The following is a 24,370-nucleotide window of genomic DNA, read 5'->3' on the forward strand; positions in this document are numbered from 1 at the left end:
TCAGTTTCCTTCCTGTTCGTTGTCATCGTCCCGCCGCGCCGGCATGTCCGTTTCCTCCGGCCAATCCTGCGAGAGGATTTCGCGCGCCAGCGGCACCGTGATGTTGCGCCGGGAGGCAAGCGCCGCCCGGTCCAGCCGGTCAACGATGGCGCGCAGGGAGGCGAAGGAACGTTCGATGCGGGGCAACAGGAACTGCACAAGGTCCTGACTTACCATGAGCTGACGGTCGGCGAACAGCTTTACCATGACAGCCGCCAGCAGCGGCTCATCCGGCGCGCCGAGCCCCACAGCCGGCAGGGCTGCCAGCCTGGAATGCAGGTCGGGCAGCCGCGCCGCCAGCCGCGCCGGCGCGTCGCGCATGGTCAGCAGCAGATGGCCGTTACGTTCCCCCAGCAGGTTCAGCAGATGCAAGAGGCCGCGCTCATCCGACACCCGGTCGGCATCGTCCAGCACCAGCGCGGTCGCCTCCCCCAGCAGTGCCGGCACTGCCGCCTGCGACACCGCGGAGGCATCGGTGCGCCGGGCACCGCTGATGCTCTGCCAGACAGAGGCCAGGTGCGTCTTGCCGCAACCCGCCGGGCCATAGATCACCAGCGCATGCGGCAGACGGCCGACACGCGGCCAGTCCGGCCAGCGATCCAGCCAGGTGACGGCGTCTGCGTTGCTGTCGGCCACGAGAAAATCCTCCCGCCCCAGCGCGGGCCGGTGCGGCAGATCGAAGGCAAGCTGTTTCATGGTAAATCGTCGTTCGACAGATCGTCAGCCTGTGTCTTCTGCCCCGGTACCGGGCGGCCGCGATGCTCATAGAGCGGGCTTTGCAAATATTGCTGGATGGCAAAGCGCGCCATGACGCCGACCACGGCGGCGACCGGCACCGCGACCAGCACGCCGACAAAGCCGAACAGCGCACCGCCTGCCAGCAGCGCGAACATCACCCAGACCGGATGCAGCCCCACCTTGTCGCCAACCAGGTTCGGCGTCAGCAGATTGCCCTCGATGGCCTGGCCGGCGACGAAGATCGCCGCCACCGCGATCACCCAGGTCAGGTCGCCGAACTGCACCAGCGCCAGGCCGATGCTGGCGATCCCGCCTACAATGGAGCCGACGAAGGGAATGAAGGAGATCACCCCGGCAAACAGGCCGATGACCAGACCGAAATCCAAGCCGACCAGCGTCAGGCCGATGGCATAGAACAGCCCCAGCAGCAGGCAGACCATCGCCTGGCCGCGCACAAAGCCGGACAGGGTTTCGTCGATCTGCCGGGCAAGGTCGCGGATGGTCGGTGCCTGCTCGCGCGGCAGCCAGCCATCCACCCGCTCGACGATGCGGTCCCAGTCCCGCAACAGGTAGAAGGCGACGATGGGCGTGATGAGGATCAGCGATAGGATATTGGCAACCGCCGCACCGCCACTGATGACATTGCCGACGACACCCGCCGCCCATTTCAGCACCGCGCCGGAGGAACCGAGAATATCCGACATGCCGCTGTCCGGTTTGTCCGCCAGCCGGCGCTGCACCTCCGCCACCAGCGGCGTCAGCCTTTCGTACAGCACGTCCAGGTAGCCCGGCAGCCGCTCGCCCAGCCGGACCGCCTGATCGTGCAGCAGCGGCACCAGCAGGATGACAAGCAGGACGAAGAAGGCAAAGAACAGCAGCAGCGCCAGCATGGTGCCCAGCCAGCGCGGCAGCCGCACCCGTTCCATCCGGTCCACGACAGGATCGAGGAAATAGGCGACCGCCATGCCGGCGACGAAGGGCAGCAGGATGTCGCCCAGCAGATACAGCGCCGCCATGAGCGCGAGGATCGCCAGCAGCCAGAAGCTCGCGCGTTGCCGAAGGGTCATTACTGGCGTTCTCCCACCATGGCGCGGCTACCCCATATCCAGACATAAGCTGCCCCGGAAAACAGCGTGGTACAGGCAACCAGCACGGTCATCACCTCCACCGACCAGCCGGCAATCCAGGGATAGTCCGGCTGTGCCAGCGCCTTGCCGCCCAGCACGGCCAGAACAAGCCCGACCTGCGCCACCGTATTGGCCTTGGAAATCAGCAAGGGCGCCATGGCCACCTTATACCCCATTGTCTGCAGCAGGATGACGCCGCCCACGATCAGCATATCGCGGAACACCACCAGAATGACCAGCCAGTTCGGCAGCGAGCCCAGATACCCCAGCGTCACATAGACCGACATCAGCAGCGCCTTGTCGGCAATCGGGTCGATATAGCCGCCAAACTCCGTCCGTGCATTGAACCGCCGGGCGAGATAGCCGTCCACCGCGTCGCTGACGCCGGCCAGCAGGAACAGCCACAGCGCCAGATCGCCACTGCCATCGAGCAAGGCCCAGATCACCACCGGTACGATTCCGATGCGGGCGAGGCTGATCAGATTGGGGAGCACATAGAGGAAGGACACCGGGCGGGCCTCCAAAGAGTACACGGCACTGTCGCACAGCCGCCTGCCAGGCGTCAGCCGTCATTGCGCTGTGAAGCGTCATTGCGCCGAGAGACGCCAGGCAGAACCTCCCGCCGCAAGCGGGTCTGAAGCCAGGGACAGGCCGCGTTGTGCCAGGGCGACGCGCAGCTGCTCGGGCTGGCCGGCATACCACAGCACGATCTCGGCCTCGCCACGCGACAGGGCGACCAGATCCTGACGGCGGATCATGCCGATCTCGGCCAGTTTCCGGCGCAGCGCCGTCCATTGCTCCAGCCCCGAGACAGCGGTGACAACCGCCAGCCGGTTTTCCAGCCCGGGCCTAACGGCGGTCGCATTCTTCCAGGCTTCATCCAGGCGGCTGGAAACCTGACGCACGGCGCGCGCGAACATCTCCGACCCGGTCTCCCCGGAAGCGGCGGTGACGCGTTCGCTGCGTGTTTCCGGCTCGCCCGCGGCATCGTAGCGGGTGAAACGGATATCGAGCGCCTGCTGCCCGCCGGATTCTGCCGGGCTGGCAATGGCCACCAGGTTCGCCACCGCGCCATAGCGCCGCGCCATGGCGGACAGCCGCTCGCGATCGCCGGCTTCCGCCTGCTCCGCCGACAGGCCGACCAGATCGGCAGTATCGGCCAGCGGCACCAGTACCGGCACCAGAGCCTGGCCAAGGCTGGCGCGCTCCCAGGCCTCACGCCAGGGATTCGGGTCTTCCCACAGCAGCATGCCGGAGTCCGGCGACTGCCAGAGCGGCAGCACCAGCACCGGCTGGCTGGGCGTCGTCACCGACGGGAGGTCGGCGCGCGCCAGCAGGGCCTGAATCTCGGCCGGGTTGAAGCGCACCACCATTTTGGCGATATAGCGCACGCCAGACGCCCGCTCGTCGCGCACCTCGAAGCCCTGCACCAGAGTATCCAGCGCCGCACCGGACGGAGCGGCTGGCAGCCTGCCGTGCACCGATTCCGGCGTCAGCTTCTCCAGCAGCATCCTGAAGGCGGCGCGCTGGCCTTCCGCATAGGCCTGCTCGCGCGCGGCAACGGCGCTGCCGGCCGTCACATCGACCGGCACGCCCTCCACCGTATAGAGCCTGGCAGCCGACTGCGCGGCAGCCGTCCCGGCCCCGGCCAGAAGCCCGCCAAGAGCCAGCAGGCCGATCAGAACGAGGTGGGCCGAAACCCTGTGGCGATGCACCATTGCAAAGCGTCCCGTATTCGTTATTGTCTGGCCGCCCGACGCTCCGGCACGGCCCTCTTGGGGTCATAACGGCCAGACGCGGCGCTTGATCCACTTACTTCGCAAAATGGGGGCGAAGAGCACCCCATCGCAAGGGCTTATATCCGATGGCGGGTGACGACACCACCAACCAGGCCTCCCAGAACCAGAAGGCCGGCCGAAACACCCTCACCTACCGCGATGCGGGTGTCGATATCGATGCCGGCGACGCGCTGGTCGAGGCGATCAAGCCGCTGGCCAAATCCACGGCGCGGCGCGGCGCCGATGCGGCGCTGGGCGGGTTCGGCGCGGCCTTCGACCTGAAGGCTGCCGGCTTCACCGATCCGATCCTGATCGCCGCGACCGACGGCGTTGGCACCAAGCTGAAGGTCGCCATCGACAGCGGCCATCACGCGACGGTTGGCATCGACCTCGTCGCCATGTGCGTGAACGACCTTGTCGTGCAAGGGGCGGAGCCGCTGTTCTTCCTGGATTATTACGCTACCGGCAAGTTGGAGCCGGCGGTCGCCCGCGATGTCGTCGCCGGTATCGCCGAGGGTTGCCGGCAGGCCGGCTGCGCGCTGATCGGCGGCGAGACGGCGGAAATGCCGGGCATGTACGGCAAGGGCGACTACGATCTTGCCGGCTTCGCCGTGGGTGCTGTCGAACGCGACCGGCTGCTGACCGGCGATGGTGCCGCCGAGGGCGATATCCTGCTGGGCCTTGCTTCCAGCGGCGTGCATTCCAACGGCTATTCGCTGGTGCGCCGCGTGGTCGCCGATCTGGGCGTGGATTACGAATTCCCCGCACCCTTCGACATGGACCAGACGCTGGGCGCAGCGTTGCTGGCGCCGACCCGCATCTATGTGAAATCCTGCCTTGCCGCCATCGCTGCGGGCGGTAAGGACGGCGTTAAGGCGCTTGCGCATATCACCGGCGGCGGCCTGGTCGAGAATCTGCCGCGCGTCTTCCCCGACAGCCTGTCCGCCCATATCGACGGCACCAGCTGGGCCATCCCGCCGGTGTTCGGCTGGCTGGCGAAGGCCGGCGGCGTCGATCCCGCCGACATGCCGCGCACCTTCAACTGCGGCATCGGCATGGTGCTGGTGGTCGCCCCCAGTGCGGTCGAGACCGTCACCGCCGCCCTGGAGCAGGTTGGTGAGACGGTGTTCCGCATCGGCCGCATGGTCCCTCGCGAAGAGGCCGGCAAGCCCGTGCTGATCGACGGTCTGGAGGCACGGTGGAACGGCTGAAGGTCGCGGTGCTGATCTCCGGCCGGGGCAGCAACCTGCAATCGCTGATCGATGCCTGCGCGACCCCGGATTTTCCGGCGGAAATCGTGCTGGTGCTGTCCAACAAGGCAGATGCCTACGGGCTGACCCGCGCCGAACAGGCCGGCATTCCGACCAGGGCAATCTCGCACAAGGGCTTCCCAGACCGCGACAGCTTCGACTCGGCGGTGCATGACGCCATCATTGCTGCCGGCGCCAATTTCGTCTGCCTGGCCGGCTTCATGCGGCTGCTGACGCCCGGCTTCGTCGGCAAGTGGCACGACCGGATGCTGAACATCCATCCCTCGCTGCTGCCGGCCTTCAAGGGGCTGCACAGCCATGAGCGCGCGATCGAGGCAGGCTGCCGCTTCACCGGCTGCACCGTGCATTTCGTGCGCGCCGAAATGGATGACGGCCCCATCGTCGTGCAGGCCGCCGTGCCGATCCATCAGGACGACACGCCGGATGATCTGTCCGCCCGCGTACTGGAGGCAGAGCATCGCTGTTATCCGCTGGCGCTGCGCCTGGTCGCCGAGGGCCGGGTGACCATCGAGGGCATGCGGGTGCTGGTGGACGGCATCGCCTCCCCCGCCGACCCCACGATCAACCCGCTGGGGTAGGGTTCTCCCTCTTCTTCTTCATTCCCCAATGCCCTTCGAGACGCCGGCTTGTCGCCGGCTCCTCAGGGCGAGATCATGGCTGGAATGCCGGCGGAGCCCCCTATCACTCTGTCCGTCACCCCCGCATTTATTGCGGGGGTCCAGACCTCCGCTTACTGAAACTCTGTCGAGTAAGCTGAACCCTGGATTCCCGGCACAAGGCCGGGAATGACGACGGGAAATGAGGCGGCCTTTCCCCCTCACCCAGCTCCGGCTAATTCGCTTTCGCTCACAAGGCTGCGCAACCCTCTCCCTCCAGGGGAGAGGGAAGTAAGAGGGGGCAACTTTGTAACCCTCTCCCCTCGCGGGAGAGGGTGGTGAGCGTCAGCGAACCGGGTGAGGGGGAATTAATCTATTTCTTCCGCTTGTCACGGAAGCGCTTGGCGGCGCCTGCAAGGTCCGTCTGCTTGCCGCGCGCGACCGACAGCGCGTCCGCCGGCACATCCTTGGTGATGGTGCTGCCCGCCGCCACCATGGCGCCGTCGCCCACACTCACCGGGGCGACCAGCGCCGAGTTGGAGCCGATGAAGACCCCCTCCCCGATCTCCGTGCGGTGCTTGGCGAAGCCGTCATAATTGCAGGTGATGGTGCCGGCGCCGATATTGCTGCCGGCACCAACCGAGGCATCGCCCAGATAGGTCAGGTGATTGGCCTTCGCCCCCTTGCCGAGGCTGGCATTCTTCACCTCGACGAAATTCCCCACATGGGCATCCGGTCCGATAACCGCCCCTGGCCGCAGCCGCGCATAGGGGCCGACCACCGCGCCGCTCTCCACCCTTGCCCCTTCCAGATGGCTGAAGGCGCGGATTTCGACCCTGTCCGCCACCTCAACCCCCGGCCCGAACACGCAGAACGGCCCGATGGTCACGTCGCGGCCCAGCTTCGTGTCCCAGCACAGATGCACGCTGTCCGGGTCAGCCAGGGTGGCGCCATTTTCCATCGCCCGGCGGCGCAGCGCCTGCTGCGCGATCTTCTCCGCCGCCGCAAGGTCCATGCGGGTGTCGATGCCCATCACTTCCGTTTCCGGACATTCCACCACGGCGCAGGCATGGCCCCGCGCCCGCGCCGCCGCGATGATGTCGGTCAGGTAATATTCGCCCTTGGCATTGTCGTTGCCGATGGCGCCCAGCAATGTCCGCAGCAGCGCTGCATCGATGGCCATATAGCCGCCATTACAGAGGCTTATGGCGCGTTCTTTAGGCGATGCCTCGGCAAACTCCACGATCCGCTCCAGTCCGCCGGCAGTGTCCGTGACCAGCCGCCCATAGCGCGCCGGGTCGGCCGGGCGGAAACCCACCACCACCACGGCGGCCCCGGCCTCGCGCTTTGCCAGCATGGCGCGCAGCGTCGCCTCGGAGACGAAGGGGTCGCCGCCGGCCAGCGTCAGCACGGTGCCCTGATCGAAACCGTCCAGCGCCGGCAGCGCCGCCATCACCGCATGGCCGGTACCGAGCGGCGGGTCCTGCAGTGCGGTCGCGTGCGGCGCCACCGCCTTCGCCACCGCCTCGCCCTCCCGGCCTGTGACCACCACGATGCGGGCCGGTTCAAGCGCCTCCACTGTCGCCAGCAGATGTCGGATCATCGGCCGACCGGCGATCGGGTGCAGCACCTTCGGCAGGTCCGACTTCATCCGCGTGCCCTTGCCGGCGGCAAGGATCACGGCGGCGACAGGCTGGCTCGGCTGGTAATCGCTCATCGTCAAAGACCTTGGATCATCGGGACTTCCGGTTCTATCGTTGCGCGCCTTCCACAGCAACGTCCTTGAGTGCCCTATGTCCCGCACCGCCCTCGCCTTCGACCTCGACGGCACGCTGATCGACAGCGCGCCCGACCTGTGCGCCTCGCTGAACCGGGTGCTGACCGAACTGGACCGCCCGCATGTAACTCTCGCACAGGTAAAAGGCTTCATCGGCGATGGTGTGCGGCTGCTGGTGGGCCGGGCGCTCGCCGCGACCGGTGATGAGGCGCCGGAAGAAGAAACCGTCCGCTATGTTGCGCGGTTTCTGGAGATTTACGAGGCGATCCCGGCCACACCGGCGCAGCTCTATCCCGGCGTGGCGGAGACGCTGGGGCGGCTGAAGGCCGGCGGGTACCGGCTGGGCCTCTGCACCAACAAGCCGCAGCAGGCGACCGAGACCCTGCTGCCGCAGCTTGGTCTGGACGGTGTGTTCGACTGCGTGGTCGGCGGCGATGCGCTGCCGGTGCGCAAGCCCGATGCCGGGCATCTGCAGGCCGTACTGGAGCGGCTGGGCGGCACGCGGGCCAGCAGCGCGATGATCGGCGACAATGAGAACGATTCCGCCGTCGCGGTGGGCTGCGGCGTGCCCTTCATCGCCATGGCCTATGGCTATCCGCGGGTGCCGGTGGCGGAGCTGGGCGCCGCGCTGGTGCTGGAGCGTTTCGCCGACCTGCCGGAGGCGCTGATAACCCTCGGTTAGGCCGCCTCGTCGAGCAACGCCATCACCTTCTCGGCAATCGCCAGCGAGGAGGTCACCCCCGGCGATTCGATGCCGTAGAGCGCGATATGGTTGGCGATGCCGTGATCCTGCGGCCCCTGGATCATGAAGTCCTTGGCCGGCTCGCCTGGTGCCTGGATCTTCGGGCGGATGCCGGCATAGCCCGGCTGCAGCGACCCATCTGGCAGGCCCGGCCAGTATTTCCGCACGGCGGCGTAGAATTTCTCCGCCCGGCCCGGATCGACATCGTAATCGATGCCATCGATCCATTCGACGTCCGGCCCGAAACGGCACTGCCCTCCAAGGTCCAGCGTCACATGCACACCAAGGCCCGCCTGTTCCGGTGCCGGATAGATCAGCCGACTGAACGGCGTCTTCACGCCGGACAGCGTGTAGTAATTGCCCTTGCAGAAATAGGCCGGCGGCACGGTCTCCGCCGGGATGCCCTCAATGGCGCGGCCCAGCGCCTGCGCATACAGCCCCGCCGCATTCACCAGAATATCGCAGGACAGCGCCATCGGGCTGTCGCCGCCGGTCTCGATCTCAAACCCTCCGTTCCCGCGCACCCGGCCCGACAGGACCGGCGTGTGGAAGGCCAGCATCGCGCCATGGTCCTCCGCCTCGCCCTGCAGTGCCAGCATGTAGGAATGGCTGTCCAGGATGCCGGTCGAGGGCGAAATCAGCGCGCCGACGCTTTCCACCGCCGGCTCCAGCGCCTTCACCTGTGCCGGTGTCAGCCATTCCAGGTCCGGCACGCCATTGGCCGCCGCGCGCTGTTTGATCTGTTCCAGCGCCGGCATCTGGTCGTCCGAGGTGGCGACGATCAGCTTGCCCAGCCTACTGTGGGGCACGCCCCGGCTTTCCATGAAGTCGTAGAGCAGATGCTTGCCGCGCACGCACAGCTCCGCCTTCAGGCTGCCCGGCGGATAATAGATGCCGGCATGCACCACCTCGGAATGGCGGGAGCTGGTCTCGGTGCCGATGGCCTCGGTCTTTTCCAGCACGATCACCTCGCGGCCGGACAGCGCCAGCGCCCGCGCGACGGCGAGCCCGACGACGCCGGCGCCGACGACGATGCATTCAACATGATCGCTCATCGCGCCGCTCCCCCGCTTCGCCGGGAGTAATTGCCGCGTTTCCGCAGCTTCGCTACTGTCGTTGGAATACAAGCAAGGGTCACTGTCGATGCCACTCGATATCGTTCACTCGGTATGCCCGCACGACTGCCCCAGCACCTGCGCGCTGGAGGTCGAGCGGCTGGATGCCCACACCATCGGACGGGTGCGGGGCGCGCAGGACAATAGCTACACCGCCGGAGTCGTCTGCGCCAAGACCGCAAGATATGCAGAACGCGTGCATCATCCAGACCGGCTGGCGAAACCGCTGCGCCGCACCGGCGAAAAAGGCAGCGGAAGCTGGCGGGAAATCAGCTGGGAAGACGCGCTGAACGAGATCGCCGATGCCTTCCTGAAGGCCGCCCAGCGCCACGGCAGCGAGACGGTCTGGCCGTTCTACTATGCCGGCACGATGGGGCTGGTACAGCGCGACGGCATCAACCGGCTGCGCCATGTCATGCGCTATTCCGGCCAGCATTCGACCTATTGCAACGCCCTCTCCGACGCCGGCTGGCTGGCCGGCACCGGCCGCAAGGGCGGCCCGGATTCGCGGGAGATGGCGGAAAGCGACCTGATCGTCATCTGGGGCGGTAACCCGGTGCACACCCAGGTCAATGTCATGACCCATGTGACCCGCGCCCGGAAGGAGCGGGGCGCGAAGCTGGCGGTCATCGACACCTACCGCACCGCGACCGCCGAGCAGGCCGATATCTTCCTGTGCGTGAACCCCGGCACCGATGCGGCGCTGGCCTGCGGCATCATGCAGGTGCTGTTCGCCGAAGGCTTCGCCGACCGCGACTATCTCGCCCGCTATACCGATGTGCCGGCGGAACTGGAAGCCCATCTCGCAAGCCGCACGCCGGAATGGGCGGCGGCGATCTGCGGCGTACCGGCGGAGGATATCCGCGCCTTTGCAAGGCTCTACGGGGCAACGCCGCGCAGTTACATCCGCGCCGGCTATGGCTTTACCCGCAGCCGCAACGGTGCTGCGCAGATGCATGCCGTCACCTGCCTGCCGGCGATCACCGGCGCCTGGCAGCATAAGGGCGGCGGCGCGCTCTATGGGCAGAGCGCCATCTACCGCTGGGACAAGAGCCTGATCGAGGGGCTGGACCGAGTTGACCCCTCGGTGCGGATGCTGGACCAGTCGCAGATCGGCCGGGTGCTGACCGGCAATGCGGAGGCCCTGCGGAACGGCCCGCCGGTCACGGCGCTGCTGATCCAGAACACCAACCCAGCCACGGTGGCGCCGGAAAGCCTGCTGGTGAACAAGGGCCTTCGCCGCGCCGGCCTGTTCACCGTGGTGCATGAACAGTTCATGACCGAGACCGCGCAGTTGGCCGATATCGTACTGCCAGCCACGACGTTCCTGGAGCATGACGATCTCTACCAGGCGAGCGCACACTCCTACATCCAGATCGGCCGCAAGGCGATCGAGCCTTATGCCGAGGCGCGAGAAAACCACTGGGTGATCTGCGAACTGGCGAAAAGGCTGGGCGCCGAGCATCCCGGCTTCAATATGAGTGCCTGGGAGATGCTGGATACCACCCTACTGGCATCCGGCTGGCCGGACGCGGAAACCGTCTGGCAGAAACACTGGCACGACGCCATCGGCGATTTCGAGACCATGCATTTCCGCAATGGCTTCGGCCATCCGGACGGCAAATTCCGTTTCCGGCCGGACTGGGCGGCGATGGGCACGCATAATGCCGGGCTGCCGCCCCTGCCCGACCATTGCGGACTGATCGACAGTGCGACGGCGGACCGGCCCTTCCGGCTGGTCACCGCACCGGCCCGCAACTTCCTGAACACCAGCTTCACCGAGACGCCGACCAGCACGAAGCGGGAGGGACGACCGACCCTGATGATCCATTCAGGCGATATGGCCGACCTCGGCCTGTCGGACGGGCAGCTCGTCCGTATCGGCAATGACCGCGCCAGCGTCGCCCTGCATGCCAAGCCGTTCGATGGCGTGAACCGGGGCACGCTGATCTGCGAGAGCGTGTGGCCGAATCATGCCTTCGTGGAGGGGGTGGGCATCAACGCGCTGGTCAGCGCCGATCCGGGCGGGCCGAATGGCGGTGCCGTGTTCCACGATACTTCGGTGTGGCTAAGAGACGCAGAGTAACTGATCGCTTGCACACAAACACAACCCAAAGTATGAAGATAACATAACGACAACGAGATTTAGTCGCGCCATGTCGCTCGCCGAGTCCACGCCCCTTCCTGAAGAAGACAGCTGGCCACCCGCCAAACCGGCCCATGTCATCGTGGTCGGAAACGAGAAAGGCGGCTCCGGCAAGTCCACCACGGCCATGCACATCATCGTCTCGCTGCTGCGCGACGGTTATGAGGTGGGCACCCTGGATCTGGACGCCCGCCAGGGAACGCTGACGCGCTATATCAACAACCGGCGCCGGTCTGCCGCCGCCGGGGAACCGCTGCCCCTGCCCCGCCACCAGTTCCTGCAGCCCAGCGAACTGCCGACGCGCGCGGAGGCCGAGGCGGAGGACCGGGACCGGTTCGACCAGCTCTATGCCGAAATGCGCGTGCTGTGCGATTTCGTCGTGATCGACACGCCGGGTGCGAACACCTATCTCGGCCGTCTCGCGCATTCCCACGCGGATACGCTGGTCACGCCGATGAATGACAGCTTCCTCGATCTCGACATGCTGGCGACAGTCGATGCCACCGGCCGCAATGTCGAGAAACTGTCGGTCTATAGCGAGATGGTGTTCGAGCAGCGCAAGGCGCGCATGCAGCGTGACCGCAGCTCCATCGACTGGGTGGTGGTGCGCAACCGGCTGTCCAACCTGAATGCCCGCAACAAGCAGGACATCGCCGATGTGATGAACGCGCTGACCCGGCGCGTCGGCTTCCGCATGGCGCCGGGCATCAGCGAGCGCGTGATCTACCGCGAGCTGTTCCCGCGCGGGCTGACCATGCTGGACCTGCTGGAAGCCGGCGAAAGCGCCAGCATGTCGCATGTCGCCGCAAGGCAGGAAGTTCGTGCGCTGGTCGAGGCGCTGGCCCTGCCGGAGCGCCAGCCCAAGCAGCAGCGCCGCGCCGCCGAGTAACCTTCTGCCTGCCGGCTGATCGGGCTGGAAGTTTGCCCTGCCACACCAACATAATGGGAAGCGGATTTCCCGTTGGAATGGCGGAGCTTCATGGTTTCCGACAAGACGAAACTGCCCGGCACGGGCACCAGGACGCTGTCCAGCCAGTCGCAGGTGGAGGCCTTCCTGCAACGGCTCGCGGCCACCCCGAAGCCGGTGCCGCAGGGTCGGCGCGGGCGGTTGATCTTCGCCATGGACGCCACCGCAAGCCGCCAGCCGAGCTGGGATACCGCCTGCCAGATCCAGGGCGAGATGTTCCGCGAAACGGCCGCGCTCGGCGGACTCGATATCCAGCTCGCCTATTATCGCGGCTTCCATGAATTTGACGCCAGCCCGTGGCTGTCCGACGCCGAGGCGCTGCTGGGCCGGATGACATCGGTGCAGTGCCGCGGCGGGCAGACCCAGATCGGCCGGCTGCTGCAGCACACGATTGCGGAAACCCGGCAGGACAAGGTGCAGGCGCTGGTCTTCGTCGGCGACTGTTTCGAGGAGGATATCGACCGCGTCTGCCAGATCGCCGGGGAGCTGGGCCTGCTGGGCGTGCCCGCCTTCCTGTTCCACGAAGGCGGAGAGCCCGTCGCGCGCCGCGCCTTCGAGGAGATCGCCCGGCTGACCAAGGGCGCCTATTGCCCGTTCGACGCCTCCAGCGCGCAGCAGCTCCGCGACCTCTTATCCGCCGTCGCAGTCTATGCGGCGGGCGGTTACCGGGCGCTGGAATCCTATGGCAAGCGCAAGGGCGGGGCCGCGCTGATGCTGACAAGCCGGCTGGGACAGGCGTAAAACCGGGCGATGCCATATCTCATTCTCGGCCTCGCCCTGCTGCTCGGACTGCTGCTGGTCGCACGCTGGCTGGCCAGCGCCGAACCGAAGAAGGTTGCCAGCGCGCTGAAATGGTCCGCTGCCGTCCTGCTGGTCGCCGCTGTCGGCATCCTGTTCGTGCGCGGGCAGCTGGGCTATCTGATTGCCCTCGCCGGCGGCCTGATCCCCTTCATCCTGCGCTGGCGCGGCATCCTGCAATCGGTACGGAATGCCGCCAAGGCGGCGCAGGGTCCGACACGGGGCCAAAGCTCGGAGATCGTCACCCGGCTGCTGTCCATGCGCCTCGACCATGACAGCGGCGAAATGCATGGCCATGTGCTGGAAGGTCCGTTCCGCAACCGCTCGCTGGACACGTTGAGCGACGCCGAAATGGCCGCGCTGCTGAGCGAGTGCCATGGCGCCGACGCGCAATCCGCACAGGTGCTGGAAGCCTATCTCGACCGGATGCGCGGGCCGGACTGGCGCGAGAGCTTTGGGGCAGAAACCGCGTCGGAAGAGCCCCGACAGCCAGCTGGCGGATCGATGACAGCCGACCAGGCCCGCGAGATTCTGGGGGTCGGACCCGACGCCACGCCGCAGGAGATCCGCGAGGCCCACCGCCGGCTGATGCTGGCGAACCACCCAGACCATGGCGGCTCCACCTACCTCGCCGCGCAGATCAACCGCGCCAAGGACGTGCTGCTGGGGAAGAAGTAGCGGGTTCCGTGGCTCTTACGCGATGATGTCGGGCAGCAGCTCGGATTCCACGCGGGCGATCAGGTCCTTCAGGATCAGCTTGCGCTTTTTCAGGCGCTGCAGCTTGATCTGGTCGAACGGTACCTGCTCGGACAGGCGGGCGATCACCTCGTCGAGATCCCGGTGCTCGGTGCGCAGCTCTTCGAGCCGCTCCTTCAGGCGATCTTCGTCTTCGCTCATGGCTGGCGTAATCCAAATCGGTGCCGGCGGCGGCGTCCCCCCCTGTCGCCGCGGCCCTACTTTCTGCTTTATTGCCAGACTCCTGACCGCAGGAAAAGGGTAAGCTTCGACGCATGAGCAAGAAACACATCGGTATCCTGACCAGCGGCGGCGATTGCGCCGGCCTCAATGCCTGCATCCGCGCCGTCACGCTGCATGCCTGCCTTGGCCAGGGCTGGCGCGTGACCGGCATCCGCTATGGCACAGCCGGCCTGATGCAGACACCGCCACAGACCGTGGAACTGACCCCCGAACTGTTCGACACCAGCTATCTGCGCCGCGCCGGCACGCTGCTGGGATCGGTTAACACCGGCAATCCCTTCGCCTTCCCGATGCCGGATGGCAGCCGCAAGGACCGTTCGGAGGAGGTGATCGCCGGCTACCGCTCGCTGGGGCTGGACGCGCTGATCGGCATTGGCGGCGATGGCAGCCTCGCCATCCTGCGCCGGCTGGCGCAGCAGGGCGGCATTCCGCTCGTCGGCATTCCCAAGACCATCGACAATGACGTGGCGCAGACCGAGAACGCGCTGGGCTATGCGACGGCCGTGCAGGTCGCCATCGAGGCGCTGGACCGGCTGCAGCCGACGGCGGCCAGCCATGACCGCGTGATGGTGCTGGAGGTGATGGGCCGCGATGCCGGCCATATCGCGCTGAATGCCGGCATTTCCGGCGGGGCTGACGTGATCCTGATCCCGGAAATCCCCTACAGCGCCGAAAAGGTGGCGGAAAAGGTGAAGGCGGTACGGGCCGCCGGGCGCAACTTCGCCCTCATCATCGTTGCCGAGGCGGTCCGGACCGAGGACGGAACCGCCATCATGCAGACCCATGGAAGCGGCGAAACCCGCTATGGCGGTATCGGCCAGTATATCGGTGAGGCGGTGGAGCGGCTGACCGGGGCGGAGGTGCGCGTGACCGTGCTAGGCCATGTGCAGCGCGGCGCCGAGGCGGTACCACAGGACCGGCTGTTGGCCAGCGTGTTCGGCGCGCATGCGGTGGATATGGTGGCCGCCGGCCGGTTCGACCGCATGGTCGCCTGGCAGAACCGCCAGACGGTGGAAGTGCCGCTCACCGAGATCGTGGACAAGTCGCACCGCGTCGATCCCGAGGGGGTGATGGTGGAAACCGCCCGGCAGCTCGGCATCTCCTTCGGGGACTAGCCATGCCTTCGGCGCACTCGCCTTCAGCTTCTGACTTCTGGTCCTTTTCGCTGGATTTTTATGGCCGGCCCGGCGTGGCAGAGGCCTGCCTGGCACTTCAGGACAGCCACGGGCTGGATGTGAATCTGCTGCTCTATTGCTGCTGGCGCGGCGATACGCTGAGCGCGGCACAGATCAAGGCCGCCATTGACCTGACCGCCCCCTGGCGCGCGGAGATCGTGCAGCCCCTGCGCGCCCTGCGCCGCCGGCTGAAACCCGGCTTCCCGCCCTTCCCCGATGCCGGAGTGCAGGACCTACGCAAGCGCATCGCCGATGCGGAGCTGGAGGCCGAAAGGCTACAACAGCAGGCACTGGACGCGCTGGCGCGGCAGGACGGGCCCGTTCCCCCGCCCGCCCGGCAGGCTGCCGTGGCCAACTTGCGGCTTCTGGCGGCACTTTGCGATGCGGAAGACAGCATCAGCCAGCTTGACCATCTGGCCAGCCATCTCGACTGACCGATGATATTTGTTCTGCTTTTGTTCTTTTCATGCTAGAGCTACCCGTCCGATAATCCCGGACGAGATACCCAATGCTGCCGCGCACGCCCTATCTGAAATGGCTGTTTCTCGACCTGAACGCCTATTTCGCCAGCGTCGAACAGCAGGCGGAGCAAAGGCTGCGCGGCCGCCCGGTCGGCGTGCTGCCGCTGAAGTCGGAGACCACCTGCATCATCGCCGCCAGCTATGAGGCCAAGGCGCGCGGCGTGAAGACCGGCACCCCGGTGTGGGAGGCGCGCCGGCTGTGCCCCGGAATCATGCTGGTGCCGGCCCGGCACGAACTCTATGTCGAGTACCACCATCTGATCCTGAAAGAGATCAACCACCACATCCCGGTTTCCAGTGTCGGCTCCATCGACGAGATGGCCTGCGAGTTGCTGGGCGATGAGCGAGAGCCGGAAAAGGCCGTCGCCCTCGCCCGCCGGCTGAAGCGCGGCATCCTGGACAATGTCGGGGAATGCCTGCGCTGCTCCATCGGCATCGCGCCCAGCCGCTTCGCCGCCAAGGTCGCCAGCGACATGCAGAAGCCGGACGGGCTGGTGGTGGTGCGACCGGAGGAACTGCCGGACCGGTTCTTCAGCCTGGAACTGCGCGACCTTGCCGGCATCGGCCCGAACATGGAACGCCGGCTGAACGCCGCCGGGGTGTATTCGGTACGCGACCTGGCATCCTTGCAACCCAAGCATGCCCGGAAAATCTGGGGCAGCGTGGCCGGCGAGCGGTTCTGGTACGGGTTGCATGGCGTCGATATTCCGGAAGCCCCGCCAGCGGCGAAGCGGACGATCGGGCACAGCCGCATCCTGCCGCCCGCCATGCGCGCGCCGGACGAGGCGCGGCAGGTCGCAAGGCGGCTGCTGGCCAAGGCAGCCGGACGGCTGCGGCGCTACGGGCTGACCGCCTCGGCGCTGGCCTGCTCGGCGCGGCTGGAAACCGGGCTGCGCTGGGCCGGCGAGGCGCGGCTTGAGGCGACGCAGGACAGTTTCGCCTTGCTGGCCGCGTTCGAGGCGCTGTGGCGCGAGTATCGCCCGGTCGGCGGCACCGGGCTGGTGAAGAAGGTCTCGGTCACGCTGCTGGGGCTGGCGCCGGTCGAGCAGCAGGCGCCCGACCTCTTCGCCGCCGCCGAGCCCGGCCGCCAGCACCGCCAGAATCTCCGCGGCAAGCTGGCCGGCGCGCTGGACAGGCTGAACGGCAAATACGGCTCCGACACCGTCACGCTGGGGCTGCTGCCCAAGGTCGGGCTGGAATATGCCGGCGCCAAGGTGGCCTTCACCCGTATTCCCGAGCGGGAGGAATTCAGCGAGTGACGGCTTAAATCTTGTAGGCGACGCGCACCCCGCCCCAATGCCGGCCGCGCACGAAGATCGGCGCCGAACAATCCTTCATCATCGCAAACTGCCCGCCGCCCATGTCGCGGCGGTAGGTCTGCAGCAGGAAGGGCGTCGTGCTGCGCCCGGCCGCCAGCCCCACCCGGTCGTTGAACATCCGCCGGTTGCGGCAGTTGGCGGCGTTCCAGACCGGATCGCTGCCTTGCGGCTGCGAGAACTTGTTGTTGTGCGTCGGCAGGTAGCCGTTCTCGTCCACGCTGGCGCAGAACACGATGCGGCTGTCGCGCGCCGCCACCGGCTCCTGGATTGGTGGCAGCACCTTGTCGGTGAACAGGGTGAAGCGCGTCATGAACTGTTGCGGGTTGCTGCCGGCGACCGGCTTGTAGTCACGATCGAACAGATCGGCCTCGGTAACCGTACCGGCGGCGATGCCGGCCTCGAACGCCTCGCCGATCCGCCGCGCCGCTTCCTTCGCCATGTCGATGAAGGGCGTATCCAGCGTCTCGATGCCGGCCCCGGCGGTAATGGCGATCAGGCTTTCGGTCACGGTCACCAGCTTGTCGATCCGTTCCCGCGCCTTGGTGAGGTCGTGGCTGGAATGCTCGACATCCTCCGCCATCTCGTCGATGGCGGAAAGGAACTTCCCACAACGCTCATCGATCTCCCCGGCCGACGCCGTGATGACGGCCGTCTCATTGCCGACGCTGGAGATCGCCTCGCCCACCCCGGCCATGACATGACCGATGGATGACGCCCCCTCCCGTACCGCATCGGCCTTGGAGGCCGCCGATTCGCTGCGCTGGATCAGTTGGTCGGATTCCATCGCCAGCTGCGTGAGGGTGAGGTTGATATCCTGCGTCGCCGCCGCCGTCTGCCCGGCCAGCTGCTTCACCTCGGCGGCGACCACCGCGAACCCCTTGCCCGCATCGCCGGCACGCGCCGCCTCGATGGAGGCGTTCAGCGCCAGCAGATTGGTCTGCTTGGCAATGGTCGCAATCTCCTGCGCCACGGTGCCGACCTTGGCCAGCGCCTCGCGCAGCCCGTCCACCTGGGCGTGGATTTCCGCCACCGCCGAGACCAGGTCCTGAATATCGTTGATGGAGGTGCCGATCCGGTCACGCGACTCGGCGATCTGCCGCGAGGCCCCGTCAGTAACCTCCGAAACCGTGCGCGCGACCGCCGCGACCTGCTGGTTCTGCGCCGCCATCTCGGCGGCTGTCTTCCGGATATCCACGAAGACTTCCGCCTCGCGCTGCACGCGGCCATCGACATCGCCGACAGCACCCGAGATATCGGCGATCTCGATCCCCAGATCGCCCACCTGTTCGGCGATCTTCTGCAGCGCATCGCGTTCGACGCGGGCTGCTTTGCCTTGATGATCGTCCATCAAGGCCACTCCCTCTCCTTCGACTGCACTCATCTTCCCTGTAGCCCCGATTTTTTTGTTTTGGGGCATCAAGAATAACAGAGAAATGTTAATAAAGTGTCAGCCGAATATAAGACATACCCGCTGCTCCGGGCGGAGCGCTGAAGTTGTCAGGAGTGTTATCAAGCGGATAACCAGAAAAACTGTCCATCAGACTGTCAGAAAGACGGCGGCTCCATGCCAACAGCCCGCAGTGCCTCGCCCAGCGCCTGCTTCAGCCGTGCCAGCCCGGCCTCGTCCTTCGCCTCGCAGCGCGCGACCAGGACGTCCTGGGTGTTGGAGGCCCGCAGCAGCCACCAGCCATCCGCCGTCTTCACGCGCACGCCATCGACATCGTTCACCTCGACGCCGGGGCGGCCCTTCAACCATTCCTTCACCTCGCCCGCGACCTTGAATTTCCGCTCTTCGGCGCAGGGGAAGCGCAGCTCCGGCGTGTTCACCATCTCCGGCAGCGTGTCGCGCATCTCGGCCAGGCTCTGATCTCCATTGGCGAGGATCTCGATCAGACGGATGGCGGCATAGAGCGCATCGTCAAAGCCGTAATAGGTGTCGGCGTAGAAGATATGGCCGCTCATCTCGCCAGCCAGCGGCGACTTCACTTCCTTCATCTTGGTCTTGATGAGGGAATGGCCGGTGCGCCACATCAGCGGCTCGCCGCCGGCCTTGGCGATCTCGTCATACAGCGCCTGGCTGGCCTTCACATCGGCGATGATGGTGGCGCCGGGCCGTTCGGCCAGCATGGCGCGGGCCAGCACGATCATCAGCTGGTCGCCCCACAGGATGCGACCCTTGCCGTCGATCACGCCGATGCGGTCGCCATCGCCATCCAGCGCGATGCCGAGGTCGGCCTTGTGCTCGGCCACCGCCTCCATCAGCTGTTCCAGATTCTCCGGCACGGTCGGATCGGGATGGTGGTTTGGGAAGGTGCCGTCCACCTCGACATTCAGCAGCACATGGCTGGACGGTAGGCGCATGCAGATTTCGTTCACCAGCGGACCGCCGGCGCCATTGCCGCTGTCCCAGACGATCTTCAGCTGCCTGCCTTCGCGGTAATCCCGCATCAGCCGGTCGGCATAATCCTGCACGATGTCGTGCCGGCTGACCGCGCCCTGGCCGCTCTCGAAATCGCCGCTGGCCGCCAGCTTGCCCAGGCGCTGGATATCCGCGCCGAAGAACGGCTCGTGCCCCAGCATCATCTTGAAGCCGTTATAGTCCGGCGGATTGTGCGAGCCGGTCAGCATGATGCCGCCATCGGCATGCAGGTGATAGACGGCGAAATACAGCATCGGCGTCGGCCCGAGACCGATGCGGCGCACATCCACGCCGCTGGCCGCCAGCCCCTCGACTAGGGCGGCTTCCAGCATCGGCGAGCTGAGGCGTCCGTCATAGCCGACCGCGACCGACTTGCCACCCTTGCGCCGGACCAGCGTGCCGAAGCACCGGCCGATGGCGCGTGCATCCTCGGCGGAGAGCGTCTTGCCGACGATTCCGCGGATATCGTACTCGCGCAGGATGGTGGGGTCGAAGCGGTGTCCGGTCGCGTCAGCCGTATCGGTCATGAAGGCGTGCCTTCCTTTTTCTTTATTTTTCAAAGCCGGGCGTGGGGCGCCCGACGCAAGTATAGCGGAAACCGGCCTCGGCCATATCCTTCGGCTCATAGATATTGCGCAGGTCGATCATGACCGGCCGGGCGAGCGACTGTTTCATACGCTCAACGGACAGGCCGCGGAACTCGTTCCACTCGGTCAGCACCACCGCCGCGTCGGCCCCGTCCATCGCCTCGTAGGCGCCCTCGCACCAGGCGACACCCTCGATATGGCGCGCCGCCTCCTCCATGCCGACCGGATCATAGGCGCGGACCGTCGCCCCCGCCGCGATCAGCGCCGGCAGGATCACAAGGCTGGGCGCGTCGCGCATATCGTCAGTGTTCGGCTTGAAGGTGACACCCAGCACGGCGATGGTCTTGCCGGCGACGGAACCATCCATGAAGGCAACGATCTTGTCGGCCATCTGCCGCTTGCGCCGGTCATTGATGTCCACCACCGTCTCGACGATGCGCAGCGGGCTGCCAGCCTCCTGCGCGGTGCGCACCAGCGCCAGCGTATCCTTGGGAAAGCAGGAACCGCCATAGCCAGGTCCCGGATGCAGGAACTTGCGCCCGATGCGCCCGTCCAGGCCGATGCCCTTGGCAACATCGTGCACATCCGCGCCCAGCTTCTCGCACAGATCGGCGATCTCGTTGATGAAGGTGATCTTGGTGGCGAGGAAGGTATTGGCCGCGTATTTGATCATCTCGCTGGTCTCCAGCGAGGTCATGACGATGGGCGTCTCGATCAGGAACAGCGGCCGGTACAGCTCGCGCATCACCGCCTGCGCCCTCGGGCTCTCGGCGCCGATGACCACGCGGTCCGGCCGCATGAAGTCACCGATGGCCGCCCCTTCGCGCAGGAATTCCGGGTTGGAGGCGACATCGAAATCGGCATCCGGTCGTGTCTCCCGGATGATCCGCTCGACCTCGCGCCCGGTGCCGACCGGCACGGTGGACTTCGTGACCACCACCGTATAGCCGTCCATCGCCTCGGCGATTTCCTTGGCGGCAGCATAGACATAGCTGAGGTCGGCATGGCCATCACCGCGCCGACTGGGCGTGCCGACCGCGATGAAGACGGCATCCGCCGCCGCCACCGCCGGTTTCAGCTCGGTACCGAAGCTGAGCCGCCCGGCCTTCACATTGCCGGCGACCAGCGTATCCAGCCCCGGCTCGTAGATCGGCATCTCGCCCTGCAGCAGCCGGTCGATCTTGCCCTTGTCCTTATCGACGCAGGTGACGTCGAAACCGAACTCCGCAAAGCAGGCCCCCGAGACCAGGCCGACATAGCCTGTGCCGATTATCGCGACGCGCATGCCGTATTCTCCTGGCTCTCAAGCAAACCGGGTTTAGCGGTAGTTCTTCAGGATCTCGCGCAGATCGCCGGCCATGTCCTCGCGCTCCAGACCGAAGGCGATGTTCGCCTCCAGGAAGCCGATCTTGCTGCCGCAATCGAAGCGCTGGCCGTCGAAGCGCAGCCCGTGGAACGGGTGTTCGCCGATCATGTCCGCCATCGCGTCGGTCAGCTGGATTTCTCCGCCCGCGCCCTTCTGCCCCTTCGCCAGATGCTTGAACACATCGGGCTGCAGGATGTAGCGGCCGATGACGGCCAGGGTGGACGGCGCCTTGTCCGGTTCCGGCTTCTCGACCAGCCCCTTCACCTCGACCAGCCGGCCATCGGCGCTGGTCTCGCCGGGGGAGACCACGCCATAGGCCTTGGTCTGCTCCTTCGGCACATCCATGACCGCCAGGATGTTGCCGCCGGTCTCGTGATAGGCCTCGACCATCTGGGCAAGGCAGGATTCCTCGGCGAGGATCAGATCGTCGGCCAGCAGCACGGCAACCGGCTCGTCATCATCGACCAGCGTGCGTGCGCACCAGACGGCATGGCCCAGGCCCATCGGCTCCTGCTGGCGCAGATAGGCAACCTGGCCGGGACGCATCAGCATATCGTCCAGCAGCTTCAGCTCTTTCTCCTTGCCACGCTCGCGCAGAGAATCCTCCAGCTCGTAGGAATGGTCGAAATGATCCTCGATGGCGCCCTTGCCGCGCCCGGTCACGAAGATGAACTCCTCGATACCGGCGGCGCGCGCCTCGTCCACCGCGTACTGGATCAGCGGACGGTCCACGACGGGCAGCATCTCCTTCGGCATCGCCTTCGTCGCCGGCAAGAAACGGGTTCCCAGACCACCGACCGGGAAGATTGCCTTGCGCACGGGTTTTGCCATTGGATACTCCTAATGTTGCGGTACGGGCTTGTTGCAGTGCAAACGCGCGGGGATGGAAAGACGTTCCGAAGCAAAGGCCACAATTAAGGTAATTCGATACCTTGAACGGCAACCCTGCGGCTCTCTCCCGACCCTCCTTAAACTGCGCCAGCTGGCCCGGAATTGGCCCTCTATGTGCCACAGACCGGGGGCATGAAGCAACCGCCGCCCCGGAACCGGACCCTTCGCACCTGCGCACTTGCCAGCCCATTGGCACCCCCTATAATGCCGCGCTTTCCCGTTTCGCGGGCCGCAGCCGGCCCGTGCAGACCCCACCCTGAAGAGGGAGCCTGCAGGGCGTGACGAAAGCAGACGACAAGCCGGTGGTCGGCATCATCATGGGCAGCCAGTCCGACTGGCCGACCATGCGCCATGCCTCGGAGATTCTGGAGCGGCTGCGCGTGCCCCACGAATGCCGTATCGTCTCCGCCCATCGCACGCCCAAACGCCTGGTGGAGTATGCCGAGACAGCGCGGGCACGCGGGCTGAAGGCCGTGATCGCCGGGGCCGGCGGCGCGGCGCACCTGCCCGGCATGGTTGCCTCCATGACGGCGCTGCCGGTGTTCGGCGTGCCCATCGAGAGCAAGGCGCTGTCCGGCATGGACAGCCTGCTGTCCATCGTGCAGATGCCCGGCGGCGTGCCGGTCGGCACGCTGGCCATCGGCAAGGCGGGCGCCATCAATGCGGCGCTGATCGCGGCTTCCGTCATTGCCCATCTGGACCCGAAGGTGGCCGCAGCGCTGGACGTGTTCCGCGCCGAACAGACCGACAAGGTCGCCGAGATTCCCAGCGACGAAGCGTAGAAGCATGGCAGGCAAGGACATTATCGCCCCCGGCGCCACCATCGGCATGCTGGGCGGCGGGCAGTTGGGGCGGATGACCGCACTGGCCGCCGCCAATCTGGGCTACAAGGTGCATGTGCTGACACCCGAGCAGGACAGCCCGGCCGGGCAGGTCTGTGCCGCCGCCACCATCGCCGACTATACCGACCGGGCCGCGCTGGAAACCTTCGCGGCCTCCGTCGATGTGGTGACCTACGAGTTCGAGAATGTGCCGGTCGAGGCCGCCGACTTCCTGATGGAGAGAGTGCCGGTGCGGCCCGGCGCGGAGGCGCTGCGCGTCGCGCAGGACCGGCTGCGCGAGAAGGAGTTCGCCGCCAATCTGGGTATCGGCACGGCCCCGTTCCGCGCTGTCGGCGCCGCCGACGAACTGGCCGCCGCCATCGCCGCCATCGGCACGCCATCAGTGCTGAAGACGCGGCGCATGGGCTATGACGGCAAGGGCCAGACCAAGATCCTGCCCGGCACCAATCCGGATGACGCCTGGGCGGCCATCGGCGGGCAGCCGGCGATCCTGGAGGGTTTCGTCAGTTTCCGCATGGAAATCTCGGTCATCGTGGCGCGCGGGCTGGACGGCCGGACGCTGTGCTATCCGCCGGTCGAGAACCGCCATGTGAACCATATCCTGGACACCACCATCGTCCCGGCGCCTATCCCGCCCGCGCTCGCCGCCGAGGCGGAGGAAATTGCCCGCAAGATGGCCGAAGCGCTGGATCTTGTCGGACTGCTGGCGGTCGAGATGTTTGTCACGGAAGACGATCACGTATTGATGAACGAGATCGCGCCCCGGCCGCACAATTCCGGCCACTGGACGATGGATGGCTGCGTGACCAGCCAGTTCGAGCAGATGGTACGCGCGGTGTGCGGCCTGCCGCTAGGATCGGTCGAACGCTTCGGCGATGCCGAGATGAAGAACCTGATCGGCGACGAGGCCCATGACTGGCTGGAAATTCTCCGCGACCCCGCCGCGAAGCTGCATCTCTACGGCAAGGCGGAAGCCCGCCCCGGCCGCAAGATGGGCCATGTGAACCGGATCGTGCGGAAGTAGGGTTGGGTATATTCACCTTCTCACCCAGTTCCCCAAGGGCGAGGGAAGAAAGTGAATTCACACTGAATTTCTATTTCTCCGACCGTCATTCCCGGCCTTGTGCCCATGGGGGTTCCGGGAATCCAGGGTTCAGCCTGCTCAACGGACATCCAGT

The 24,370-nt window shown here is 66.3% G+C and carries 23 protein-coding genes; 12 read left to right on the plus strand and 11 right to left on the minus strand.

Annotation, left to right across the window (positions count from 1 at the left end):
• The 4 genes from P24_RS13615 to P24_RS13630 all read right to left on the minus strand — a co-directional run bounded on the left by P24_RS13615 (position 1) and on the right by P24_RS13630 (position 3,622).
• Complete coding sequence (locus tag P24_RS13615; RefSeq protein WP_008945315.1) at positions 1 to 735, minus strand: HdaA/DnaA family protein; 735 nt, start codon at positions 733 to 735, stop codon at positions 1 to 3.
• Entirely contained in the window at positions 732 to 1,844 is a 1,113-nt protein-coding gene (locus P24_RS13620; protein ID WP_008945316.1) for an AI-2E family transporter, read from the minus strand. Before P24_RS13620 ends, P24_RS13615 begins: the two co-directional genes overlap by 4 nt.
• The gene (locus P24_RS13625; protein WP_040707793.1) at positions 1,844 to 2,413 is read right to left on the minus strand and encodes a CDP-alcohol phosphatidyltransferase family protein; all 570 of its coding nucleotides are present in this window, start codon (positions 2,411 to 2,413) and stop codon (positions 1,844 to 1,846) included. The genes P24_RS13620 and P24_RS13625 overlap by 1 nt, the downstream gene beginning before the upstream one ends.
• 78 nt (positions 2,414 to 2,491) lie before the next feature.
• Positions 2,492 to 3,622, minus strand: coding sequence for a DUF2066 domain-containing protein (locus P24_RS13630; protein ID WP_008945318.1), 1,131 nt, complete (start codon positions 3,620 to 3,622; stop codon positions 2,492 to 2,494).
• A gap of 146 nt (positions 3,623 to 3,768) precedes the next feature.
• On the opposite strand from P24_RS13630, the gene purM reads away from it, so the two are divergent.
• On the plus strand, positions 3,769 to 4,893 hold the full coding sequence (purM, locus tag P24_RS13635) for a phosphoribosylformylglycinamidine cyclo-ligase (protein WP_008945319.1): 1,125 nt from the start codon (positions 3,769 to 3,771) through the stop codon (positions 4,891 to 4,893).
• Positions 4,881 to 5,531: a phosphoribosylglycinamide formyltransferase gene (purN, locus tag P24_RS13640; RefSeq protein ID WP_008945320.1), complete on the plus strand. Its 651-nt coding sequence runs from the start codon at positions 4,881 to 4,883 to the stop codon at positions 5,529 to 5,531. Before purM ends, purN begins: the two co-directional genes overlap by 13 nt.
• Before the next feature lie 391 nt (positions 5,532 to 5,922).
• Here purN and glmU read toward each other — a convergent pair whose 3' ends face one another.
• Positions 5,923 to 7,266, minus strand: coding sequence for a bifunctional UDP-N-acetylglucosamine diphosphorylase/glucosamine-1-phosphate N-acetyltransferase GlmU (gene glmU / locus P24_RS13645; protein ID WP_008945321.1), 1,344 nt, complete (start codon positions 7,264 to 7,266; stop codon positions 5,923 to 5,925).
• Between the two features lie 76 nt (positions 7,267 to 7,342).
• Here glmU and gph point away from each other — a divergent pair, with 76 nt between their 5' ends.
• Positions 7,343 to 8,008: a phosphoglycolate phosphatase gene (gene gph, locus P24_RS13650; protein ID WP_008945322.1), complete on the plus strand. Its 666-nt coding sequence runs from the start codon at positions 7,343 to 7,345 to the stop codon at positions 8,006 to 8,008.
• Here gph and P24_RS13655 read toward each other — a convergent pair.
• On the minus strand, positions 8,005 to 9,123 hold the full coding sequence (locus tag P24_RS13655) for an NAD(P)/FAD-dependent oxidoreductase (RefSeq protein ID WP_008945323.1): 1,119 nt from the start codon (positions 9,121 to 9,123) through the stop codon (positions 8,005 to 8,007). The two genes, gph and P24_RS13655, sit on opposite strands and share 4 nt — an antisense overlap.
• An 88-nt stretch (positions 9,124 to 9,211) precedes the next feature.
• Between P24_RS13655 and P24_RS13660 the strand changes: the two genes are divergently transcribed.
• The 4 genes from P24_RS13660 (at position 9,212) to P24_RS20520 (ending at position 13,772) form a co-directional block, all read left to right on the plus strand.
• Positions 9,212 to 11,269 (plus strand): molybdopterin oxidoreductase family protein, encoded by a 2,058-nt coding sequence (locus tag P24_RS13660; RefSeq protein WP_008945324.1) that lies wholly within the window; start codon positions 9,212 to 9,214, stop codon positions 11,267 to 11,269.
• A 70-nt stretch (positions 11,270 to 11,339) separates the two neighbouring features.
• Positions 11,340 to 12,218 carry a division plane positioning ATPase MipZ gene (locus tag P24_RS13665; protein WP_008945325.1) on the plus strand — a complete coding sequence of 293 codons (879 nt, stop codon included), beginning with the start codon at positions 11,340 to 11,342 and terminating at the stop codon, positions 12,216 to 12,218.
• Positions 12,219 to 12,308: 90 nt separating this feature from the next.
• Positions 12,309 to 13,037 (plus strand): vWA domain-containing protein, encoded by a 729-nt coding sequence (locus tag P24_RS13670; protein ID WP_008945326.1) that lies wholly within the window; start codon positions 12,309 to 12,311, stop codon positions 13,035 to 13,037.
• 9 nt (positions 13,038 to 13,046) lie between these two features.
• Positions 13,047 to 13,772: a DnaJ domain-containing protein gene (locus P24_RS20520; RefSeq protein ID WP_008945327.1), complete on the plus strand. Its 726-nt coding sequence runs from the start codon at positions 13,047 to 13,049 to the stop codon at positions 13,770 to 13,772.
• A gap of 15 nt (positions 13,773 to 13,787) precedes the next feature.
• Here P24_RS20520 and P24_RS13680 read toward each other — a convergent pair whose 3' ends face one another.
• A complete protein-coding gene (locus P24_RS13680; RefSeq protein WP_008945328.1) occupies positions 13,788 to 13,991 on the minus strand; it encodes a YdcH family protein in 204 nt (67 codons plus the stop codon).
• A 113-nt stretch (positions 13,992 to 14,104) separates the two neighbouring features.
• On the opposite strand from P24_RS13680, the gene P24_RS13685 reads away from it, so the two are divergent.
• From P24_RS13685 to P24_RS13695, 3 genes are all read left to right on the plus strand, one after another.
• Positions 14,105 to 15,187, plus strand: a complete 1,083-nt coding sequence (locus tag P24_RS13685) for an ATP-dependent 6-phosphofructokinase (protein ID WP_008945329.1) — start codon at positions 14,105 to 14,107, stop codon at positions 15,185 to 15,187.
• A 2-nt stretch (positions 15,188 to 15,189) separates the two neighbouring features.
• A complete protein-coding gene (locus tag P24_RS13690) occupies positions 15,190 to 15,681 on the plus strand; it encodes a TIGR02444 family protein (RefSeq protein ID WP_008945330.1) in 492 nt (163 codons plus the stop codon).
• A 74-nt stretch (positions 15,682 to 15,755) separates the two neighbouring features.
• Positions 15,756 to 17,027 (plus strand): Y-family DNA polymerase, encoded by a 1,272-nt coding sequence (locus tag P24_RS13695; protein WP_008945331.1) that lies wholly within the window; start codon positions 15,756 to 15,758, stop codon positions 17,025 to 17,027.
• A 4-nt stretch (positions 17,028 to 17,031) separates the two neighbouring features.
• Here the strand turns inward: P24_RS13695 and P24_RS13700 are convergent, their stop codons facing one another.
• From P24_RS13700 to galU, 4 genes are all read right to left on the minus strand, one after another.
• Entirely contained in the window at positions 17,032 to 18,435 is a 1,404-nt protein-coding gene (locus tag P24_RS13700; protein ID WP_008945332.1) for a methyl-accepting chemotaxis protein, read from the minus strand.
• A gap of 197 nt (positions 18,436 to 18,632) precedes the next feature.
• Positions 18,633 to 20,033 carry a phosphoglucomutase/phosphomannomutase PgmG gene (pgmG, locus tag P24_RS13705; protein ID WP_008945333.1) on the minus strand — a complete coding sequence of 467 codons (1,401 nt, stop codon included), beginning with the start codon at positions 20,031 to 20,033 and terminating at the stop codon, positions 18,633 to 18,635.
• Between the two features lie 22 nt (positions 20,034 to 20,055).
• Positions 20,056 to 21,378, minus strand: a complete 1,323-nt coding sequence (locus P24_RS13710) for a UDP-glucose dehydrogenase family protein (protein ID WP_008945334.1) — start codon at positions 21,376 to 21,378, stop codon at positions 20,056 to 20,058.
• 33 nt (positions 21,379 to 21,411) lie between these two features.
• The gene (gene galU / locus P24_RS13715; protein ID WP_008945335.1) at positions 21,412 to 22,290 is read right to left on the minus strand and encodes a UTP--glucose-1-phosphate uridylyltransferase GalU; all 879 of its coding nucleotides are present in this window, start codon (positions 22,288 to 22,290) and stop codon (positions 21,412 to 21,414) included.
• A gap of 377 nt (positions 22,291 to 22,667) precedes the next feature.
• Between galU and purE the strand changes: the two genes are divergently transcribed.
• On the plus strand, positions 22,668 to 23,132 hold the full coding sequence (gene purE / locus P24_RS13720) for a 5-(carboxyamino)imidazole ribonucleotide mutase (RefSeq protein ID WP_051013150.1): 465 nt from the start codon (positions 22,668 to 22,670) through the stop codon (positions 23,130 to 23,132).
• A 4-nt stretch (positions 23,133 to 23,136) separates the two neighbouring features.
• Positions 23,137 to 24,216: a 5-(carboxyamino)imidazole ribonucleotide synthase gene (locus P24_RS13725; RefSeq protein WP_008945337.1), complete on the plus strand. Its 1,080-nt coding sequence runs from the start codon at positions 23,137 to 23,139 to the stop codon at positions 24,214 to 24,216.
• Positions 24,217 to 24,370: the final 154 nt, after the last annotated feature.

It is taken from the genome of Oceanibaculum indicum P24 (assembly GCF_000299935.1).
GTDB classification, from domain to species: domain Bacteria; phylum Pseudomonadota; class Alphaproteobacteria; order Oceanibaculales; family Oceanibaculaceae; genus Oceanibaculum; species Oceanibaculum indicum.

Excerpts from the sequence above, each read along its gene's own strand:
- P24_RS13615 (WP_008945315.1), bottom strand. The coding sequence starts at position 735 with ATGAAACAGCTTGCCTTCGATCTGCCGCACCGGCCCGCGCTGGGGCGG.
- P24_RS13655 (WP_008945323.1), bottom strand. The coding sequence starts at position 9,123 with ATGAGCGATCATGTTGAATGCATCGTCGTCGGCGCCGGCGTCGTCGGG.
- P24_RS13660 (WP_008945324.1), top strand. The coding sequence starts at position 9,212 with ATGCCACTCGATATCGTTCACTCGGTATGCCCGCACGACTGCCCCAGC.
- P24_RS13630 (WP_008945318.1), bottom strand. The coding sequence starts at position 3,622 with ATGGTGCATCGCCACAGGGTTTCGGCCCACCTCGTTCTGATCGGCCTG.
- glmU (WP_008945321.1), bottom strand. The coding sequence starts at position 7,266 with ATGAGCGATTACCAGCCGAGCCAGCCTGTCGCCGCCGTGATCCTTGCC.
- galU (WP_008945335.1), bottom strand. The coding sequence starts at position 22,290 with ATGGCAAAACCCGTGCGCAAGGCAATCTTCCCGGTCGGTGGTCTGGGA.
- purM (WP_008945319.1), top strand. The coding sequence starts at position 3,769 with ATGGCGGGTGACGACACCACCAACCAGGCCTCCCAGAACCAGAAGGCC.
- purE (WP_051013150.1), top strand. The coding sequence starts at position 22,668 with ATGGGCAGCCAGTCCGACTGGCCGACCATGCGCCATGCCTCGGAGATT.
- P24_RS13710 (WP_008945334.1), bottom strand. The coding sequence starts at position 21,378 with ATGCGCGTCGCGATAATCGGCACAGGCTATGTCGGCCTGGTCTCGGGG.
- P24_RS13680 (WP_008945328.1), bottom strand. The coding sequence starts at position 13,991 with ATGAGCGAAGACGAAGATCGCCTGAAGGAGCGGCTCGAAGAGCTGCGC.
- P24_RS13700 (WP_008945332.1), bottom strand. The coding sequence starts at position 18,435 with ATGGACGATCATCAAGGCAAAGCAGCCCGCGTCGAACGCGATGCGCTG.
- pgmG (WP_008945333.1), bottom strand. The coding sequence starts at position 20,033 with ATGACCGATACGGCTGACGCGACCGGACACCGCTTCGACCCCACCATC.
- P24_RS20520 (WP_008945327.1), top strand. The coding sequence starts at position 13,047 with ATGCCATATCTCATTCTCGGCCTCGCCCTGCTGCTCGGACTGCTGCTG.
- P24_RS13665 (WP_008945325.1), top strand. The coding sequence starts at position 11,340 with ATGTCGCTCGCCGAGTCCACGCCCCTTCCTGAAGAAGACAGCTGGCCA.
- P24_RS13620 (WP_008945316.1), bottom strand. The coding sequence starts at position 1,844 with ATGACCCTTCGGCAACGCGCGAGCTTCTGGCTGCTGGCGATCCTCGCG.
- P24_RS13725 (WP_008945337.1), top strand. The coding sequence starts at position 23,137 with ATGGCAGGCAAGGACATTATCGCCCCCGGCGCCACCATCGGCATGCTG.
- P24_RS13670 (WP_008945326.1), top strand. The coding sequence starts at position 12,309 with ATGGTTTCCGACAAGACGAAACTGCCCGGCACGGGCACCAGGACGCTG.
- gph (WP_008945322.1), top strand. The coding sequence starts at position 7,343 with ATGTCCCGCACCGCCCTCGCCTTCGACCTCGACGGCACGCTGATCGAC.
- P24_RS13695 (WP_008945331.1), top strand. The coding sequence starts at position 15,756 with ATGCTGCCGCGCACGCCCTATCTGAAATGGCTGTTTCTCGACCTGAAC.
- P24_RS13685 (WP_008945329.1), top strand. The coding sequence starts at position 14,105 with ATGAGCAAGAAACACATCGGTATCCTGACCAGCGGCGGCGATTGCGCC.
- P24_RS13690 (WP_008945330.1), top strand. The coding sequence starts at position 15,190 with ATGCCTTCGGCGCACTCGCCTTCAGCTTCTGACTTCTGGTCCTTTTCG.